The following is an 18,589-nucleotide window of genomic DNA, read 5'->3' on the forward strand; positions in this document are numbered from 1 at the left end:
CGAGCAGGCTCGCTCCTACAGGAAAGGGGCGGGCAGATCAAAAGCTGAAGGCGAGCTAACGCTCGGCCTGATGAGTGGTGAGAAGCAAAAGCTCTGCGCCAATCTGTTTTATGTAGGAGCGAGGCTTGCCCGCGAAGGCGGCCTGACAGCCGACCTATTTCTTACAGGTGTACATCAATCCACTGTGGGAGTGAGCCTGCTCGCGATGGCGGTTTGTCAGGCAAAGCAATGTTGATCGAACTGCCGCCATCGCGAGCAGGCTCGCTCCTACAGGTGTGAGGAAGCTTGGCTGTGGCTGTGGCTGTGGCTGTGGCTTTGGCTTTGGCTTTTGAAGTTGATCTTGATCTTGATCTCTCGCCCCTTCGGCAGGCCGAGCGTAGGTGTTCATCAGGGGGTTAGGCGCGTAGCGCCGTGCGGCGAAGCCGCACACATCGAGAGGAGGTCGTCGCGAAGCAGACCGTAGGCGATGCCCCCTGATGGACACCGTAGCGAGGGAACGCGGAGCCTCAGCGAGGCGCCGTACGCCGGGGCGAAGCCTTTTGCTTACTTTTCGGCGTTTGGAAAAGTGAGTCGCTGTAAGAGCGAAACCATAAGTAGCCGTTACCGCAGCAACGGATATGTACACAAATCCCAAATCCCAAATCCCAAATCCCAAATCCCAAATCCCAAATCCCAAATCCAAAATCCCTCCAAACCCCGCCAGTCGCCGACCCCAAGCAATTGGCTCACTTCCTGCAAGTCCCCCGCATATCGCCATAAAACCTTCACCTGAAAACGCGTGAAGGCCCCAGTGGCTGCGGGTAAATGATGTGCATCTGACGGTTCGCCGACCCTTGCGGGGGTGGCAGGGCCGCGCGAAGAGCAAGAGGACAGCGATGAAGGCAGTAATTCTGGCAGGTGGTCTCGGTACGCGGATCAGCGAAGAGTCGCACCTCAAGCCCAAGCCAATGATCGAAATCGGCGGCAAGCCAATTCTTTGGCACATTATGAAACAGTACTCCGCCCACGGGATTCACGACTTCGTGATCTGCCTTGGCTACAAGGGCTACGCGATCAAGGATTTCTTCGCCAACTACTTCCTGCACACCTCCGACGTCACCTTTGACATGTGCAACAACCGCATGGACGTTCACCAGAACTACAGCGAGCCGTGGCGTGTGACCCTGATCGACACCGGCGAAGACACCATGACCGGTGGCCGCCTGCGCCGCGCCGCGCGTTACCTGGAAGGCGAAGAAGCGTTCTGCTTCACCTACGGTGACGGCGTCTCGGACCTCAACATTGGCGCGTTGGTGGACTTCCACCTGACCCACGGCAAGCTCGCAACCGTGACCGCCGTGCAGCCACCGGGCCGTTACGGCGCCCTGGAGCGCGACGGTGACAGTGTCAAAGGCTTCATTGAGAAGCCGCGCGGTGACGGCGGCTGGATCAATGGCGGGTTCTTCGTGCTGTCGCCAAAAGTGCTGCCGTACATCGCCGACGATCAGACTTCCTGGGAAGCCGAGCCCTTGGCCGCGTTGGCCAGTGAACAGCAATTGCAAGCGTTCCAGCACGACGGTTTCTGGCATCCGATGGACACCCTGCGCGACAAAAACCACCTTGAGCAACTGTGGCTGAGCGGGGAGGCCCCATGGAAACAATGGGACTGAGTCCAGAGTTTTGGCGCGGCAAGCGGGTTCTGCTGACCGGCCATACCGGTTTCAAAGGCAGCTGGCTGACGTTGTGGCTGCAAAGCCTCGGCGCTGAAGTGAGCGGATTTTCCCTTGATCCTTCGACCGAGCCGAGCCTGTTCGAACTGGCGCGGGTGCATGAAGGCATCAACGATCAGCGCGGTGACCTGCGTGACCTTGGCGCGTTGCTGGAGCTGATCGCCGAGACCCAACCGGAAATCGTCCTGCACCTGGCGGCCCAGCCGCTGGTGCGCGAAGGTTATCGCGACCCGCTGGGGACTTACTCCAGCAACGTCATGGGCACCCTCAATCTGCTTGAAGCGATCCGCCAGATCGGCGGTGTGCGCGCCTGCGTGCTGGTGACCACCGACAAGGTCTACGCCAATCAGGAATGGCTGTGGCCATACCGTGAAAACGAAGCCCTCGGCGGACACGATCCTTACAGCAGCAGCAAAGCCTGCTGCGAGTTGTTGGCACAGTCTTACGCCGCTTCGTTTTTCCCGGCTGAAAAGTATGCCGAGCACGGTCTGGCCCTGGCCACGGCGCGTGCCGGCAACGTCTTGGGTGGTGGCGATTTTGCGCCGGAGCGATTGATTCCCGATGTGCTCAAAGCCTGGTCCGCCGACGAACCCGTGACCCTGCGCTACCCGCAAGCCGTGCGCCCGTGGCAGCACGCGCTGGAGCCGCTGGCCGGTTACCTGCAACTGGCTGCCGGGCTCTACGAAAAAGGTCCGGAGTTTGCCGGTGCGTGGAACTTCGGCCCGAGCGAAGCGGACATGTGCAGCGTCGGCGAAGTCGTCGAATTGCTTGCCAGTCGCTGGCCACAAGCGCGCGGCCTGCGTATCGAACCGAGTGATTTGCATGAGGCCGGTCTGCTGCGTCTGGACAGCAGCCGTGCCCGTCAACTGTTGGCCTGGCAACCGCGCTGGTCGTTGCAGCAGTGCCTGACCCAGACCCTCGACTGGCACCTGGCGTGGCAAAACGGCGACGACATGCGCGCCATCACCCTGGGCCAGTTGAACCTGTACCGAGGCACGCTGTGAGCGAGTTTCTGTTGAAACCATTGCCGCTCGCCGGGCTGTTCAGCGTGCAGCACAAACGCTTCGAAGATGAGCGCGGGCACTTTGCGCGGCTGTTCTGTGAAGGCAGCCTCAGCGCCTTTGGCGAGCCGTTTCATATCCGCCAGATCAACCATTCCTGCACCCGCGAACGCGGCAGTGTGCGCGGTCTGCATTACCAGAGCGCCAGCGCGCCGGAAGCCAAGCTGATCACCTGTCTGCGCGGTGAAGTCTGGGACGTGGCGGTGGATTTGCGCCCCGACTCCGAGACCTTCCTGCACTGGCACGCCGAACACCTGCGCGCCGGCGACGGACGCAGCCTGTTGATCCCGGCCGGGTTCGCCCATGGCTTCCAGACCCTGACCGACGACGCCGAATTGCTCTACCTGCACAGCGCTGATTACACGCCTATGCACGAGGGTGGTTTGAGCGTGAACGATCCACGGCTGGCGATTGCCTGGCCGTTGCCTGTCAATAATCTGTCGGCCAGGGATTCCAGCCATCCCTTGCTCGATGAGCACTTCGCTGGAGTACGTGTATGAACTGCCGTGGTTGCGGGACTTCGCTGGCCTTGCCGCTGATCAATCTCGGCACCTCGCCGCCGTCCAACGCTTATGTGCGCGCCGATCAGCTCGAACAAGCCGAACAATGGGTGCCGCTGAAGGTTGCGGTGTGTCAGCAGTGCTGGCTGGTGCAGACCGAGGATTACACCAGCGCCGACAGCCTGTTCGATGCCGAGTACGCTTACTTCAGTTCGTTCTCCAGCACCTGGCTGGCCCATGCCGACCAGTATGTGGCCGAGATGGTCGAGCGCTTCGGCCTGACTGGCGACAGTCGCGTGGTGGAAATCGCCGCCAACGACGGTTACCTGTTGCAGTACGTGGCCGGGCGCGGCATCCCTTGCCTGGGCGTAGAGCCGACCCGCAGCACCGCGCAAGCGGCGCGGGAAAAAGGCCTGGAGATCCGCGAACTGTTCTTCGGCCGCGACACGGCTTCGCAGTTGATCGCCGACGGTTGGTCCGCCGACTTGATGGCGGCCAATAACGTGCTGGCCCATGTGCCGGATATCAATGATTTCCTCGGCGGTTTCGCGACGTTGCTCAAGCCGACCGGCGTGGCGACGTTCGAGTTTCCGCAGTTGCTGACCCTGATGGCCGGGCAGCAGTTCGACACGCTGTATCACGAGCATTATTCCTACCTGTCGCTGACCGCGGTGCAAACGCTGTGCGAGCGCAACGGTCTGGAAGTGTTCGACGTCAGTCAGCTGTCGACCCACGGCGGATCGCTGCGAGTCTTCGTTCAGCGTGCCGACGGTGTACGCCGCGACGTGCAGCCAGCGGTTGCCCGGCAGCTGCAAGCCGAACTCGCCGCCGGGGTGAAAACCCCCGAGTACTACGCGACCCTCGCGCCTGCCGCCGAACGCATCAAGCACGAACTGTTGCGTTTCCTGTTGCAGTCGAAAGCCGACGGCAAACGCGTGGTCGGTTACGGCGCCGCGGCCAAGGGCAACACCTTGCTCAACTACGCAGGCGTCAAACCGGACCTGTTGGCCTGGGTGGCCGACGCCAACCCGCACAAGCAGGGCAAGTACCTGCCGGGCAGTCGCATACCGATTGTTTCGCCAGCGCAGATCGATCTGGAAAAACCTGATTACGTGCTGGTGCTGCCGTGGAACCTGTTGCACGAAGTCAGTCAGCAACTGGCCCAGGTGCGCGAGTGGGGCGGCCGCTTTGTCATCGCCGTGCCTGAGTTGACTGTCCTGTGAAGGTCCTGGTCACCGGGGCGACCGGGTTCGTCGGTCGGCATCTGGTCGAGGCCTTGCTCGCCCGTGGCTGCGAAGTCCGCGCCGTGGCGCGCAACGCCGAGACCGCTGCAAACATGCCGTGGATCAATGCCGTGGAGTTCGTTGCGGCGGATATTCACGCCGACGATGTGAACATCGCCGCGCTGACCGATGGCATCGACGCACTGGCACATCTGGCCTGGCCAGGGTTGCCGAACTATCAGGCGCTGTTTCACTTCGAGCATAACCTGATGGCCGACTACCGGTTCATCAAGGGCGCGGTCGAGGCGGGCGTCTCACAAGTGCTGGTCACCGGCACCTGTTTTGAATACGGCCTGCAGAGCGGTCCGCTCAGCGAGCAGACCGCTCCGCAGCCAAGTAATCCTTACGGCTTGGCCAAGAACACCCTGCGTCTGTTCCTCGAAAATCTGCAGCGGGTTCAACCGTTCACCCTGCAATGGGCACGGCTGTTCTACCTGCACGGCGAGGGGCAAAACCCGAACAGTTTGCTGGCGGCGCTGGACCGGGCAATCGATGCCGGCGACGACAGTTTCAATATGTCGGCCGGCGAACAGTTGCGCGATTACCTGGCGATCGAGGCGGCTGCCGGCTACCTCGCCGCCATCGTGCAACAGCGTGATTTCGACGGCGTGATCAATTGTTCCAGCGGCCAGCCGGTTTCGGTGCGGGCGCTGGTCGAGCAACGACTGCGGGAACGTGGCGCAGCGATCCGTTTGAACCTCGGTCACTACCCATACCCGACCCACGAGCCGATGGCGTTCTGGGGCGTGGCCGACCGTTTGCAACAGCTACTGGGAGCAGAGCATGAGGCATGAGTTGTATCGGGTCGCCGACCTGCCGGTGTTGCAGAACCGCACCTTTGCCGACCTCGAGTCGGCCCGGGCATCGGCCTGCGCCGACATGCTGTTGGTGCAGGATGAGAAGAGCGGGTTGATCTTCAACCAGGCCTTCGATGCCGACAAGCTCAGCTACGACGCTGACTACCAGAACGAACAGGCGCACTCGGGCCAGTTCCAGAAGCACTTGAGCGATGTCGAAGGCATCATTGCCCGCCACTTCAAGGGTCAGGAACTGATCGAGGTCGGCTGCGGCAAAGGCTACTTCCTGGAACTGCTGAAAAGCCTGGGCTACGCCATCACCGGCATCGACCCGGCCTACGAAGGCAACAACGCCGACGTGATCAAGGCGCCGTTCACCCGCGGCCTGGGTCTGGCGGCGGATGCCATTGTGCTGCGCCATGTGCTGGAACACATTCAGGACCCGGTGAGCTTCCTCGCCGAAATGGCCGACGCCAATCAGGGCGGGCAGATCTACATCGAAGTGCCGTGCTTCGACTGGATCCTGGAGCACCGTGCCTGGTTCGACCTGTTCTACGAGCACGTCAATTACTTCCGCCTCGATGACCTGCGCCGGATGTTCGGCACGGTGCATGAGGCCGGTCACCTGTTCGGTGGCCAATACCTGTACATCGTGGCGGACCTGGCAACTTTACGCCTGACCCCCGAACAACCGGTGCCGCGCCTTGAGTTGCCGCAAGGTTTCACCAGCAGCCTCGAGCGCGCGGTGCAGATTATTCAAGCCGCCCCTGAACAAGGTTCGGCGATCTGGGGCGCGTCGTCCAAAGGCGTGATCTATTCGCTGTTCCTGCAACGGGCCGGTGTGGCGGTGGATCGCGTGGTGGATATCAATCCGGCCAAACAGGGCCGGTATCTGCCCCTCAGTGGCGTGCGGGTGTCCTCGCCGCAAGAGGCGATGGATGCGTTGCCCGAAGGCGCCAACCTGTTTGTGATGAACTCCAACTACCTCGAAGAAATCAAGCGGATGACCGATGGACGCTACGTCTATCACGCCGTCGACAGCGCTTCGTTCCAGTGACTATTGAGATTAGAAAAATGACCGACAACACCATCAATACAGCCTTCGAAGCCCAATGCCAGGCAGAAATCGCAGCTCAGGGCGACGACCAGAAACTCACTGGTCTGGCCCAGGATTTCTTCAACCAGTCAGCGAAGCACAAGTACAGCTACCACTTCTCGTGGATGGGCCGTCCGATCATTCAGTTGCCGCAAGACATGATGGCGATGCAGGAAATCATCTGGCAGGTCAAACCTGACCTGGTGATCGAATGCGGCATCGCCCACGGCGGCTCGATCATCTATTACGCCTCGTTGCTGGAGCTGCAAGGCCACGGTGAAGTGCTGGGCATCGACCTCGACATTCGCCCGCACAACCGCGAAGCCATCGAAAGCCACCCGATGAGCAAGCGCATCAAAATGATCGAAGGTTCGAGCATCGACGCGGCCATCGCCGAGCAAGTGCGCGCGGCGGCCGAAGGCAAGAAAGTCATTCTGGTACTGGATTCCAACCACACCCACGACCACGTGCTGGAAGAGCTGCGTCTGTACGCACCACTGGTGTCGGTCGACAGCTACTGCGTAGTGATGGACACCGTGGTTGAAGACATGCCGGCCGACTTCTTCCCTGATCGTCCATGGGGCCCGGGCGATAACCCGAAGACCGCCGTGTGGAAATACCTGGAAGAAAACGCTGACTTCGAAATCGACCGTCAGTTGCAGAACAAGCTGCTGATCACCGTGGCGCCGGACGGCTACCTGCGTCGCGTTCGTTAATCATTATTGAATCTGGGTTCTCGGCGCTTGGCCGGTTGTGGGGATAGAGATATGCACGTTCAAAACACTGCTCGTAACGATGTGGCACCGCTGAACCAACGGTTGACGGTGGTGGTGATTTCCCACAATCGCAACGCCTACCTGCGGCGCACCTTGCAGTATTACAGCAGCTATCCCTGCACGATTCTGGTCCTGGATTCTTCGCTCAAAAGCGACGATGACGTCACCCGGGATTACCCGATGGTCGATTACCGGCACCTGCCGCAGTTCACCTACACCGGGCTGCAGGAAAAACTCGCCTATGGCGTGAATCAGGTGACCACGCCGTACATGGTGCTGGCGGCCGATGACGATTTCCTGCTGCACGATGCGGTCACCGAGTCGCTGGAATTCCTCGAGGACAACGCCGACTACGGCATGGCCCACGGTTACGGGATCATGTACCTGGCCCGCGCCACGGAAGTGAATTACTTCCGCCGCGACCGCAAGGGGCCGGAAGATTATTGCTCGGATAAAGCCGAAGATCGCCTGATGCAATTCATGGGGCACTTCCTGCCGCCGTTCTATGCGGTCAGCCGCACCGAGCTGCTGCAAGACTGGCACAACGCGCTGCTGCCGGGCACCAGCTTCGAGTGGCAGGAAATCGGCCATGCCTATTACATGCTCGCGCGGGCCAAGGCGCGAATTCTGCCGATCCCGTTCGCCGTGCGAGAAATCCCTTACGGTGCCTCGGAACACAACACCAACGTGCTGACGGTGTTGACGCTTAAAGACGCGAAAACCGTGGCCGACCGTGAGCGCTTCGCCGAGTTTCTGGCTTCGTTGCCCACCGGCATGAGCCACAAGACGCTGGCCGAGGGCAAGCAGGTGGCGCTGGACAGTTTCGCCACCATGGCCGACTGCCTGAATAACATGCGTTCGCTGAAGGGCACGCTGATTTTCACCTCGGCCTGGCTCGAGTCCGGCAAAGAGCCGGTGCGTACGTTTAACACCGAGCAGTTCGTCGAAATGCCGTTCTACAACCAGCCGGTGTTCGACCTGCTGACCGAATTCGAATTCCTTCTGCACACCATGCCCGCTGGCAAATTGCAGTTGCAGGAACTGGAAGGCATTTTGCTCAAGCAGCATGAGCTGATGCGCGTTCACCCTAACGACAACGACCGCACCCTGCGCGCCCGTTTGTGGGAAGCGCTGAGCCTCTATGCGTTCAACCGCACCGTGGTTGCACGTCTGGCCGAGTCGTTGCAGGGCACCGAAGATGAGGAAGAGGGCGTCAAGCTGCAAGCCTGGGCCAAGCGCCTGTTGTCGGTGCCGAAGCAGGACGAACAGTCGTTGTTCGAAAACATGCCGTCCGGTCGCCTGCTGAACTGGATCGAAGCGCGCAACCCGGATGCCAAGCAACTCAAGTCGATCAGTGCACACCTGGCCAAACACAACGGCGGTCCACAATTCGGCATCCTGCTGCTGGACCTGGACGCCGATATGGTCAAGTTGCAGGCCACCTTCGACAGCCTGGTCAGTGGCCACTGCAAAGCGTTCAAGCTGGTGGTGTTCACCACCGGCGATTTGCCGGCGACCACCACGCCGCGTGACACCGTGCACTTCGTCAAAGTCACCGCTGCCAACTACGTCGAGCGCATCAACCAGAGCGTGGCCCAGTCCACCGTCGACTGGCTGGTGCTGGCCGAGGCCGGTGATCAATTCACCGCCAGCGGCCTGCTGCGTGCCAGTCTCGAATTGCAGGGCGCCGAAGGCGTACGTGCGGTGGCCATGGACGAAATCCAGCGTCAGGAAAACGGCTCCCTGAGCGAAGTGTTCCGTCCGGGCGTCAACCTCGATCTGCTGCAAACCGTGCCGTCGCTGATGGCTCGTCACTGGCTGATCCAGCGTGATGTATTGGCCGAGGCCGGTGGTTACTCGACTGAATACGCATCGGCGCTGGAATTCGATCTGGTGCTGCGCCTGATCGAAGACGGCGGCTTGGGTGGCCTGGCACATCTGGCCGAGCCGCTGCTGATCTGCAACGCGCCGTCTGCCGAGGAAAACCCTCACGAACGTCAGACCCTGACCCGTTCCCTGACGGCCCGCGGCTACCGCGGCCGGGTCAGTTCCGAGCTGCCGCAAACCTGGCAGATCGACTACCAGCACGCCGAGCGGCCGAAAGTCTCGATCATTCTGCACAGTCAGGACAATTTAGAGTCGCTGCGGCGCGCCGTGGTCAGCGTGCTGCAACGCACCCGTTATCAGCAGCATGAAATTCTTATTGCCGATAACCACAGTCAATCCGAAGAGCTGGCGACCTGGCTCGCCAGCCTGGAAGGCAAGAGCGATCGCCTGCGCATCCTGCGTACCGGCAAGCGTCTGAGCGCCTCGGCGCTGCATAACGTTGCCGTGCGTGAGGCCAAGGGTGACTACGTGGTGCTGATGTCGGCCGACGTCGAAGTGGTCAACTCCAACTGGCTCGACAGCCTGCTCAACCAGGCCCAGCGTCCGGAAGTCGGGATTGTCGGCGCCAAGCTGATGGACTTCCGTGGCGTCACCACTCAGGCCGGCCTGGTGCTGGGCTTCAACGGTGTGCTGGGCTCGGTGTTTATCGGTGAGCGCAAAGATGCCAAAGGCTATATGAACGGTCATCAGGTGGAGCAGAACTACTCGGCAGTGTCCGGGGCTTGCATGATGGTTCGCAAAGACCTTTATGAAGCCGTCGGCGGTCTGGACGAAGAGCATTTCGACGAAGCCTTCGCTGACATCGATCTGTGCCTGAAAGCCGCCGACGCCGGTTACCTGATTGTCTGGTGTCCTCAGGCGCAAATGCTGCACCCGGGCCTGTTGCCTGACGCGCCGCAGACCGCCGCCGCCCTGCAAGACAAGTGGCAAGCACGTTTCGCCCAAGATTCGGCTTACAACCAGAACCTGGCCTTGACCGGCAAGGGCTTTACCCTCGGCGACGCTTCCAGTGTGAACTGGGCGCAGTTGCTTGCTTAAGCCTGCTGACAGGTAAAAGGACTCAAGGCATGTTCAATGGTAAATCGATTTTCATCTCCGGTGGTACCGGCTCGTTCGGGCGCAATTTCATCCGCCGCCTGCTGGAGCAATACCAGCCAAAGCGGGTGGTGGTGTTCTCGCGCGACGAGCTCAAGCAGTACGAGATGCAGCAGACGTTCAATGCGCCGTGCATGCGCTACTTTCTCGGCGATGTACGTGATGGCGAGCGTTTGCGTCAGGCCATGCGCGGTATCGATTACGTGGTGCATGCCGCCGCGCTGAAGCAAGTGCCGGCGGCGGAATACAACCCCACTGAATGCATTCGTACCAACGTCAATGGCGCGGAAAACATCATTGCCGCGGCCATTGATAACGGCGTGAAGAAAGTCGTCGCGCTGTCTACCGATAAGGCTGCCAGCCCGATCAATCTGTACGGCGCGACCAAGTTGCTGTCGGACAAACTGTTCGTGGCCGCCAACAATATTGCCGGCGAGCAGCAGACTCGATTTGCCGTGGTCCGCTACGGCAACGTCGCGGGCTCGCGCGGCTCTGTCGTGCCGTTCTTCAGCAAGTTGATCAGCGAAGGCGCAACCGAGTTGCCGATCACCGATGAGCGCATGACGCGCTTCTGGATCACCCTCGATCACGGTGTGCAGTTCGTACTCGACAGCTTTGCCCGCATGCACGGTGGTGAAGTATTTGTGCCGAAGATCCCATCGATCCGCATCGTTGATCTGGCGCTGGGCATGGCTGAACACTTGCCGCACAAGAACGTCGGCATTCGCCCCGGCGAAAAACTGCACGAGTTGATGGTGCCGCTGGATGATGCGCGCATGACGCTGGAGTTCGCCGATCACTACACCATTCAGCCGTCGATTCGCTTCACCAGCGTCGACGTGGATTTTGCCGTCGACAACACCGGTGAGCAGGGCCGGCCTGTGGATGAAGACTTCGAGTACCGCTCCGACACCAACCCGCACTTCCTGTCGGTGGGCCAGATCGCCGACCTGCACGCCGAGTTGCCGGCATGATTCCATACGGTCGGCAAAGTCTCGATCAGGCAGACATCGATGCGGTGGTTGCTGTGTTGCAGTCTGACTGGCTGACCCAAGGGCCGACCATCGAGCGTTTTGAACAGGCCGTGGCCGAGCGCTGCCAGGCCGATTTCGCGGTGGCGGTGTGCAATGCCACTGCCGCGCTGCACATCGCCTGCCTGGCGGCGGGGCTCGGGGCGGGCGATCGCTTGTGGACCACGCCGAACACCTTTCTGGCCTCTGCCAATTGCGGTCGCTATTGCGGCGCCGAGGTGGATTTCGTCGACATCGATCCGCAGACCTGGAACCTCGATGCCTATGCGCTGGAATCGAAACTCGAAGCCGCCGAACGTGACGGGACGCTGCCAAAAGTATTGGTGGCCGTGGCGTTCTCAGGCCAAAGCTGCGACATGCGCAAGATCGCCGAACTGGCCGAGCGATATGGCTTCACGGTGATCGAAGACGCCTCCCACGCGGTGGGTGCATCCTATGCCGGGCGTCCGGTGGGGTGCGGCGAATTCGCGGCAATGACGGTGTTCAGTTTTCATCCGGTGAAAATCATCACCAGCGCCGAAGGCGGCATGGTCCTGACCAATCGTGCGGACCTGGCCGAGCGCTTGCAGCGCCTGCGCAGCCACGGTATGACCCGCGATCCACAGCGAATGACCGAGGCCAGCCACGGTCCCTGGTACTACCAGCAAGTGGAGTTGGGGTTCAATTACCGGATCACCGACCTGCAAGCGGCCCTCGGCTTGTCGCAGCTGAACAGGCTCGACGACTTCATCGAACGCCGTCGCGAACTGGCGGCGCGATATGACCGGTTGTTGGCCTATTTGCCGCTGACCTTGCCCAATGCGCAGCCCGAGGCCGAGTCGGCATGGCATTTGTACGTGGTGCGGTTGCAGACTGATCACATCACTCTCAACCATCGACAAGTGTTCGAAGGCTTGCGAGCGGCCGGTGTCGGTGTGAACCTGCACTATATTCCGGTGCACTTGCAGCCGTACTATCGCGACCTGGGTTTTGCCGAAGGTGATTTCCCGCAAGCAGAGCGTTATTACGCCGAGGCGATCAGCCTTCCGCTGTTTCCCTTGCTGAGCGACGAACAGCAGGATTATGTGGTCGAGCAATTACGGCGGCTGCTCGTTGAGTAGGAGTGAATCTTGAGCTGCGTTGCCATTATTCCGGCCCGGGGCGGCAGCAAGCGTATCCCGCGCAAGAACCTCAAGCCCTTCGACGGCGTGCCGATGATCGTCCGTTCGATTCGTACTGCGCTGGATTCGCAGCTGTTCGATCAGGTGATCGTCAGCACCGACGATGAAGAAATCGCCGGGGTCGCGCGGGCGCACGGCGCTCAAGTGCCGTTCATGCGTCCGGCGTCACTGGCCGATGATTTCACCGGCACCGCTGCGGTGATGGTGCATGCCTTGAAAGAGCTTCCGGCGTTCGACTATGCCTGCTGCCTCTACGCCACCGCGCCACTGTTGCAGGCGCGGTTTCTGCGTCAGGGGTTTGAATTGCTGGCGCAGCACCCGGATAAATCCTTTGCGTTTTCCGTGGCCGGTTTCGGCTTTCCCGTGCAGCGTACCTTGACCCTCGACAAGCAGGGCGCACTGACGTCGCTGTACCCGGAATTTCGCAACACCCGCTCGCAGGATCTGGCTGAAGCCTTTCAAGACGCCGGTCAGTTCTACTGGGGGCGCAGCGAGGCCTGGTTGCGCGGCGATGTGTTGTTTTCCCCGGCGAGCCTGCCGGTGATTCTGCCACGGCATCTGGTGCAGGATATCGACACCCTCGAAGACTGGACACGCGCCGAGTACCTGTACGCCGCGCTGAAGGCCGGTGGTGAATTGCAATGAGGGTACTGATTCGCTCCGACGCGTCGCCGACCATTGGCAGCGGGCATATCGCTCGCTTGTTGCCGCTGGCCAGAACCTTGCGCAAGCAGGGCTCGCATGTTGCCTTTGCGTGTCGCCTGCTGCCGGGCCATCGGTTGGAGACGCTGGCGGGCGAAGGCTTTGAAACCTTCGCGCTGCCAGAACGTTATTCCGACGAAGACCCGCAGCAAGCCATCGAATCCATGCTGCCGTGGCAGGCGGACATCGACGCGCTGGCGCAGGCGCTGGAAAACCATCCGGCATTTGACTGGATCATCGTCGACCACTATGGCCTCGACCATCACTGGCAGACTGCGGCCCGGCGCTGGGCGCCACGGATCGCTGCGGTGGATGACCTTGCCACTCGCCAGTATGCCGTCGACCTGCTGCTCAACCAGAACCTGTCGGGCACGCCAGAGGCTTATGAATCGCTGCTCGCGCCCGGCTGCCAGACATTGTTCGGTCCACGTTTTGCCATGCTGCGCGATGAGTTCCGCTGCCCGGCGATCCCGATCAAGCCGCAAGCCAAACGGGTGCTGGTGAATTTTGGCGGCTTCGATGCGGCGATGCAGACGCATCACGCGATGTTGGCGATGGCGGATTTCGATGCGCTGGAAGTCGATTTTGTGGCCGGTGCCGACAACCCGGCCTGGGACGCAATGCAGGCCATGGCGGCGAAGCGCCCGAACTGGCGCTTGCACAGTTTTGTCAGCGACTTTTACCGGCTGATGACCGAGGCTGACCTGTTTGTCGGCGCCGGTGGCGGCACCAGTTGGGAGCGGGCGGCCATGGGGCTGCCGACGATTTGCATTGCGGTCTCGAATAATCAGCAGGCCAACGGCGAGGTCATGGCCGCCTCGGGTGCCCATGTTTATCTGGGGGCGCGCGAGCAGGTGAGCGTCGAACAACTGCGCCAGGCCATCGGTTTTGTCACGGGCAATCAGGGGATACGCCAGAGCCTGGCCGCACATTCGCGGCAACTGGTCGATGGTCGGGGTGCGCAGCGAGTGGCGGCCGCCTTGGCCGGTGCGGTGTTGCAAATCCGCCCCGCGACAGCAGACGATGCGCAGCTTCTGTTCGACGGACGCAATGCCGAGGCGGTGCGGCGCTGGTCGCTTGAAACCGGGGCGATTGAATGGGCGTCGCATCAAAACTGGCTGACCGCTAGTTTGAGTAATGCGCAGCGCCTTCTATTGATCGCCGAAGCCGATGACGGTCCGGTGGGTGTGTTGCGTTATGACTTGCGCGGCTTCGACGCCGAAGTCTCGATTTACCTGTTCGAAGATCGCATCGGCCTGGGTTGGGGCAGGGCGCTGCTGGCCCGCGGCGAAACGTTCGTCACGGCCCACTGGCCGCAACTGACGGCCATCACCGCCCAGGTGTTGCCGGCCAACCAGCCGTCGCTGAAGGTATTTCGCGAAGCCGGTTTCACTCAGAGTGCTTGCGCGTTCACGCGCGTATTAAAGGATCATCGAAATGACTAGCTTCAAGATCGGCAACCGCTCAATCGGTGCCGACGCGCCACCGTTTATCATTGCCGAGATGAGTGGCAACCATAACCAGTCGCTGGAGATGGCGCTGCAAATCGTCGAAGCCGCGGCCAGGGCCGGCGCGCATGCCTTGAAGTTGCAAACCTACACTGCAGACACCATGACCCTGGACCTGTCCGAAGGCGAGTTCTTCATCAAGGACCCCAACAGTCTGTGGGCTGGAACCTCGTTGTACGCGTTGTACGAGAAAGCGCATACGCCGTGGGAATGGCATGCACCGATTTTTGCCCGGGCCAAAGAGCTGGGTATGCTGGCGTTCTCCACGCCGTTTGATGACAGCGCCGTCGACTTCCTCGAAAGCCTGGACGTGCCGGCGTACAAGATCGCCAGTTTCGAAAACACCGACCTGCCGCTGATTCGTCGGGTCGCCGCCACCGGCAAGCCCTTGATCATCTCTACCGGCATGGCCAGTATCGCCGAGCTCGACGAAACCGTGCGTGCTGCCCGTGAGGCGGGGTGCAAGGACCTGGTGCTGCTCAAATGCACCAGCACCTACCCGGCGACACCGGCCAACAGCAACGTGCGCACGATTCCACATTTGCGCGAGTTGTTTGGCTGCGAAGTCGGGCTGTCCGATCACTCCATGGGGGTCGGCGTGTCCGTGGCGGCGGTAGCGCTGGGGGCGACGGTGGTGGAAAAACACTTCACCCTCGACCGCGCGGCCGGTGGCGTGGACGCCAGTTTCTCCCTGGAGCCGGCCGAACTCGAAAGCCTGGTGATCGAAACCGAGCGTGCCTGGCAGGCCATGGGCCAGGTGCATTACGGCGTTACCGAAGCGGAGCGCAAGTCACTGGTGTACCGACGCTCGCTCTATGTCACGCAAGACATGGCGGCCGGCGAGCCGTTTACTGTCGCCAATCTGCGTGCCATCCGTCCTGGCCTGGGGCTGGCGCCCAAGCACGCTGAAACCCTTCTGAGCCGCCACGCCCGCCACGCCATCAAACGTGGAACCGCGCTGGACTGGTCGTTGGTCGAATAACGCCTTGTCGGTCTGTTTCGGCAAAATAGCGTGACCTGCGAGTCATAACGCGCATCTTCACTGTATTGTATTAATCGGGAAGGTGGCGCCTGGTCTCTGTTTAGCCCAGTGATAGCCTTTTATTCTTCCCGTTGTCGCCTCGACGGGACGACGTTTTTCTCTGTTTGTCGGCGCCCCTCGAATCATTACGAGCGGTGGTATTGGGCTGTTTATTATTGGGAAGCCGTAATGATTGGCATAAAAAGCATTGCGAGCTACGTTCCTGTAGCCGGCGTGGACAATTACGCACAAGGTGCAAAATTCGAAAAGGATGAAGAGTTCATCCTGGGCAAAATCGGTTCGGCCTTCCTGCCGCGCAAAGACGCCGGGCAAGAAACGTCGGACCTGTGTGTCGAAGCAGCCAACGCGCTGTTCGCCAACAACCCCGATTTGAAACGCGAATCCATTGACGTACTGATCGTCGTTACCCAGAACGGCGACGAAGAAGGCCTGCCCCACACCGCAGCCATCGTTCAGGACAAACTCGGTCTGCCGACCACCGTGGCTGCGTTCGATATTTCCCTGGGCTGCTCCGGCTACGTTTACGGCATCTACGCGATCAAGGGCTTCATGGAAGCTGCCGGCCTGAAGAATGGCTTGCTGATCACCGCCGACCCGTATTCGAAGATCGTCGACCCGGAAGATCGCAACACCACCATGCTCTTCGGCGACGCCGCCACCGCGACCTGGATGGGTGAAAACGCGCCTTGGCAGCTGGGCAAAGCCAAGTTCGGCACTGACGGTTCCGGTGCGCCGCACCTGAAAGTCACCGACGGCGTGTTCTACATGAACGGTCGTCAGGTGTTCAACTTTGCGCTGCTCAAAGTCCCGGCGCACTTGCATGAACTGCTGGCCGACTCGCAACTGACCGCTGACGACATCGACGCCTTCTGCATTCACCAGGGCAGCGCAGCGATTGTCGACGCTGTGGCGCGCCGCTTCGAAGGTGAGCCGGAGAAGTTCATCAAGGACATGGTCGAGACCGGCAACACCGTGTCATCGAGCATTCCGCTGCTGTTGGAAAAACACGTGCTGGACTCCGACTGGAAGCGCGTTGCGCTGAGCGGTTTCGGCGTTGGACTGTCCTGGGGCTCGGCGATCATCTATCGCCCTTGAACCCGGTGCTTTAGTCAAAGAAAGCCAGACACAAAAATAGCGCTCAAGGTGTAATCTTGAGCGCTATTTTTTTGCCCGAATAAAAAGCGAGGCTCCATGAGCGAGTTCTTTGAGCACAACGTCGATGTCATCCAGCAACGCTGGCCGGCGTTGGCTGTGCGTTTGCTGATTGAAGACGCGAGCCAGTTGCAGGCTGACCTGGTGGAAGGCCTCGGTTCGACGTTGAGCATCAACGGCATTCAGCTGACCAGCCGCCATGATCGCAGTCGCGAAGCCGTGCTTCAGGCCGACAGCTTGCCGGTAGACAGCCCGGTGATACACGTCTACGGCACCGGGCTCGGCGATCTGCAAATGGAGTTGCTGCAACGTGCCGGTCTCGAGCGGTTGTACGTGCACATTCTCAACGGCGCCGTGTTTGCCCTGGTGCTGCAACTGCTCGATCAGCACATGTGGCTCAGCGATCCGCGGGTCGAGCTGCTGTATGCCGGCGATCTGGGAGAAATCCAGCTGCCGTTTTTTGCCTTGCCATCGGAGCTGGTACTGGCCGACGATTTCAATGCGAAGATCCGTGATCGGCTGATCAGCGAAACTCACTTGACGTTCAATAATCGTGAGTTCGACCCGCAGGCGCCTGAGATTATCGAGCGCTTGCAGGTCAGTCTCAAGTGGGTGCAGGCCGATCACGATGTGGCCGAGTTGTTTGGTTCGCAACCGGGGCAGGAGGCCTTTGTCATTGCCACCGGGCCAAGCCTGGAGCAGCACTTCGCGACCCTGCGCGCGATTCGCAATGAAGCCGAGCGACCGTTATTCATCTGCGTCGACACGGCCTATCGTCCGTTGCTCAAGCACGGCATTCGTCCCGATATCGTCGTCAGCATCGACCAGCGCATTTCCGACCGGCACCTGCCGGCTGAAGGCTCGTCCGATATCACGCTGGTGTACATGCCCATGTTGGATCCGGCGGTGATCGAGTCCTGGCAGGGGCCGCGTTATGCCGGTTACTCCGCGAGCCCGATCTACCAACAGCTGCGTCGGCAATTGCCCCGGGGCGAGTTGTATGTCGGCGGCAGCGTGATTCATCCGGCCGCGGATCTGGCGGTGAAGATGGGTGCGGCGCAGATCACGTTGTTCGGCGCCGACTTCGCCTTCCCGGGCGACAAGACCCACGCTGGCTGGAACGACGGTGATCTGGGGCCGCAATTGGGCGCTGCCAAACACTGGGTGCTGGACGGTCACGGTCAGCGCATCAAGACTCAGCTCAACTTCCGCAGCTATCTGTGTGAGCTGGAGCGTTTTATCGCGGGCCATCCGCAGGTGCGCTTCTATAACAGCAGTCGGGCAGGGGCGATGATCGCCGGCACGGTTTTTCATCCGGAGTTTGCATCATGAGCACGCTTGAAACCTTCGTTGCCGACGCGCAGCAATGTGCAGCTTTGTTCCGCTTGGGGCGTGATGTCGAAGCCGGGCTGGCGATGATCGAGTTGGCCGGTGCAGTCCACCCGGCGTTCGATTCGAAGCCGCAGGAGGCTCAGCAACAGTGGGCGTTTGTGCTCGGCCAGATGTTCGCGTGTCAGGAGGCGCAGAACTGGCTCGCACTGGCCGATTACCTGGAATATGAACTGGTCGAGCTGCTGACCGAAAGCCTGTCTGTTTAAGCCATTTCCCTTCTGTCGGTGCCGACGAGTCCTCGCCAACCTGTTGCCGACATTTCCCTGACGTCATTTTTTCGCTGTCAGACTGTTGTCAACCCCTTGATTTACGGGGGGTGGCAACGTGATGGCAAATAATTTTGAAAATCCCCTAAAGCAAGTTGCATTGGCGACGATAACTATTACGAAGGTTCTCTA

At 60.6% G+C, this 18,589-nt stretch carries 16 protein-coding genes; all 16 read left to right on the forward strand.

Annotated elements, in window-relative coordinates; genetic code table 11:
• The first annotated feature begins 875 nt into the window (after positions 1-875).
• The gene (gene rfbF, locus ACYZTY_RS06430) at positions 876-1,649 is read left to right on the forward strand and encodes a glucose-1-phosphate cytidylyltransferase (protein WP_461957774.1); all 774 of its coding nucleotides are present in this window, start codon (positions 876-878) and stop codon (positions 1,647-1,649) included.
• Positions 1,631-2,713 carry a CDP-glucose 4,6-dehydratase gene (gene rfbG / locus ACYZTY_RS06435; protein ID WP_461957775.1) on the forward strand — a complete coding sequence of 361 codons (1,083 nt, stop codon included), beginning with the start codon at positions 1,631-1,633 and terminating at the stop codon, positions 2,711-2,713. The genes rfbF and rfbG overlap by 19 nt, the downstream gene beginning before the upstream one ends.
• Positions 2,710-3,270, forward strand: a complete 561-nt coding sequence (locus tag ACYZTY_RS06440) for a dTDP-4-dehydrorhamnose 3,5-epimerase family protein (RefSeq protein ID WP_461957776.1) — start codon at positions 2,710-2,712, stop codon at positions 3,268-3,270. Before rfbG ends, ACYZTY_RS06440 begins: the two co-directional genes overlap by 4 nt.
• Entirely contained in the window at positions 3,267-4,493 is a 1,227-nt protein-coding gene (locus ACYZTY_RS06445; protein ID WP_461957777.1) for a methyltransferase domain-containing protein, read from the forward strand. Before ACYZTY_RS06440 ends, ACYZTY_RS06445 begins: the two co-directional genes overlap by 4 nt.
• A complete protein-coding gene (locus ACYZTY_RS06450; RefSeq protein WP_461957778.1) occupies positions 4,490-5,347 on the forward strand; it encodes an NAD-dependent epimerase/dehydratase family protein in 858 nt (285 codons plus the stop codon). The genes ACYZTY_RS06445 and ACYZTY_RS06450 overlap by 4 nt, the downstream gene beginning before the upstream one ends.
• On the forward strand, positions 5,337-6,407 hold the full coding sequence (locus ACYZTY_RS06455) for a class I SAM-dependent methyltransferase (RefSeq protein WP_461957779.1): 1,071 nt from the start codon (positions 5,337-5,339) through the stop codon (positions 6,405-6,407). The genes ACYZTY_RS06450 and ACYZTY_RS06455 overlap by 11 nt, the downstream gene beginning before the upstream one ends.
• Positions 6,408-6,424: 17 nt before the next feature.
• A complete protein-coding gene (locus ACYZTY_RS06460; protein WP_461957780.1) occupies positions 6,425-7,162 on the forward strand; it encodes a cephalosporin hydroxylase family protein in 738 nt (245 codons plus the stop codon).
• Positions 7,163-7,213: 51 nt separating this feature from the next.
• Complete coding sequence (locus tag ACYZTY_RS06465) at positions 7,214-10,147, forward strand: TIGR00180 family glycosyltransferase (RefSeq protein ID WP_461957781.1); 2,934 nt, start codon at positions 7,214-7,216, stop codon at positions 10,145-10,147.
• Between the two features lie 29 nt (positions 10,148-10,176).
• Positions 10,177-11,178, forward strand: a complete 1,002-nt coding sequence (gene pseB, locus ACYZTY_RS06470; RefSeq protein WP_461957782.1) for a UDP-N-acetylglucosamine 4,6-dehydratase (inverting) — start codon at positions 10,177-10,179, stop codon at positions 11,176-11,178.
• Positions 11,175-12,335, forward strand: coding sequence for a UDP-4-amino-4,6-dideoxy-N-acetyl-beta-L-altrosamine transaminase (pseC, locus tag ACYZTY_RS06475; protein ID WP_461957783.1), 1,161 nt, complete (start codon positions 11,175-11,177; stop codon positions 12,333-12,335). The genes pseB and pseC overlap by 4 nt, the downstream gene beginning before the upstream one ends.
• Before the next feature lie 9 nt (positions 12,336-12,344).
• Entirely contained in the window at positions 12,345-13,040 is a 696-nt protein-coding gene (pseF, locus tag ACYZTY_RS06480) for a pseudaminic acid cytidylyltransferase (protein WP_461957784.1), read from the forward strand.
• Entirely contained in the window at positions 13,037-14,542 is a 1,506-nt protein-coding gene (gene pseG, locus ACYZTY_RS06485; protein ID WP_461957785.1) for a UDP-2,4-diacetamido-2,4,6-trideoxy-beta-L-altropyranose hydrolase, read from the forward strand. The genes pseF and pseG overlap by 4 nt, the downstream gene beginning before the upstream one ends.
• A complete protein-coding gene (gene pseI, locus ACYZTY_RS06490; protein WP_461957786.1) occupies positions 14,535-15,587 on the forward strand; it encodes a pseudaminic acid synthase in 1,053 nt (350 codons plus the stop codon). Before pseG ends, pseI begins: the two co-directional genes overlap by 8 nt.
• 228 nt (positions 15,588-15,815) lie before the next feature.
• Positions 15,816-16,742 carry a ketoacyl-ACP synthase III gene (locus ACYZTY_RS06495; RefSeq protein ID WP_438662276.1) on the forward strand — a complete coding sequence of 309 codons (927 nt, stop codon included), beginning with the start codon at positions 15,816-15,818 and terminating at the stop codon, positions 16,740-16,742.
• A gap of 96 nt (positions 16,743-16,838) precedes the next feature.
• Complete coding sequence (locus ACYZTY_RS06500; protein ID WP_461957787.1) at positions 16,839-18,131, forward strand: motility associated factor glycosyltransferase family protein; 1,293 nt, start codon at positions 16,839-16,841, stop codon at positions 18,129-18,131.
• A complete protein-coding gene (locus ACYZTY_RS06505) occupies positions 18,128-18,397 on the forward strand; it encodes a hypothetical protein (RefSeq protein WP_461957788.1) in 270 nt (89 codons plus the stop codon). Before ACYZTY_RS06500 ends, ACYZTY_RS06505 begins: the two co-directional genes overlap by 4 nt.
• Positions 18,398-18,589: the final 192 nt, after the last annotated feature.

The sequence above is a fragment of the Pseudomonas sp. LB1P83 genome (assembly GCF_054897885.1).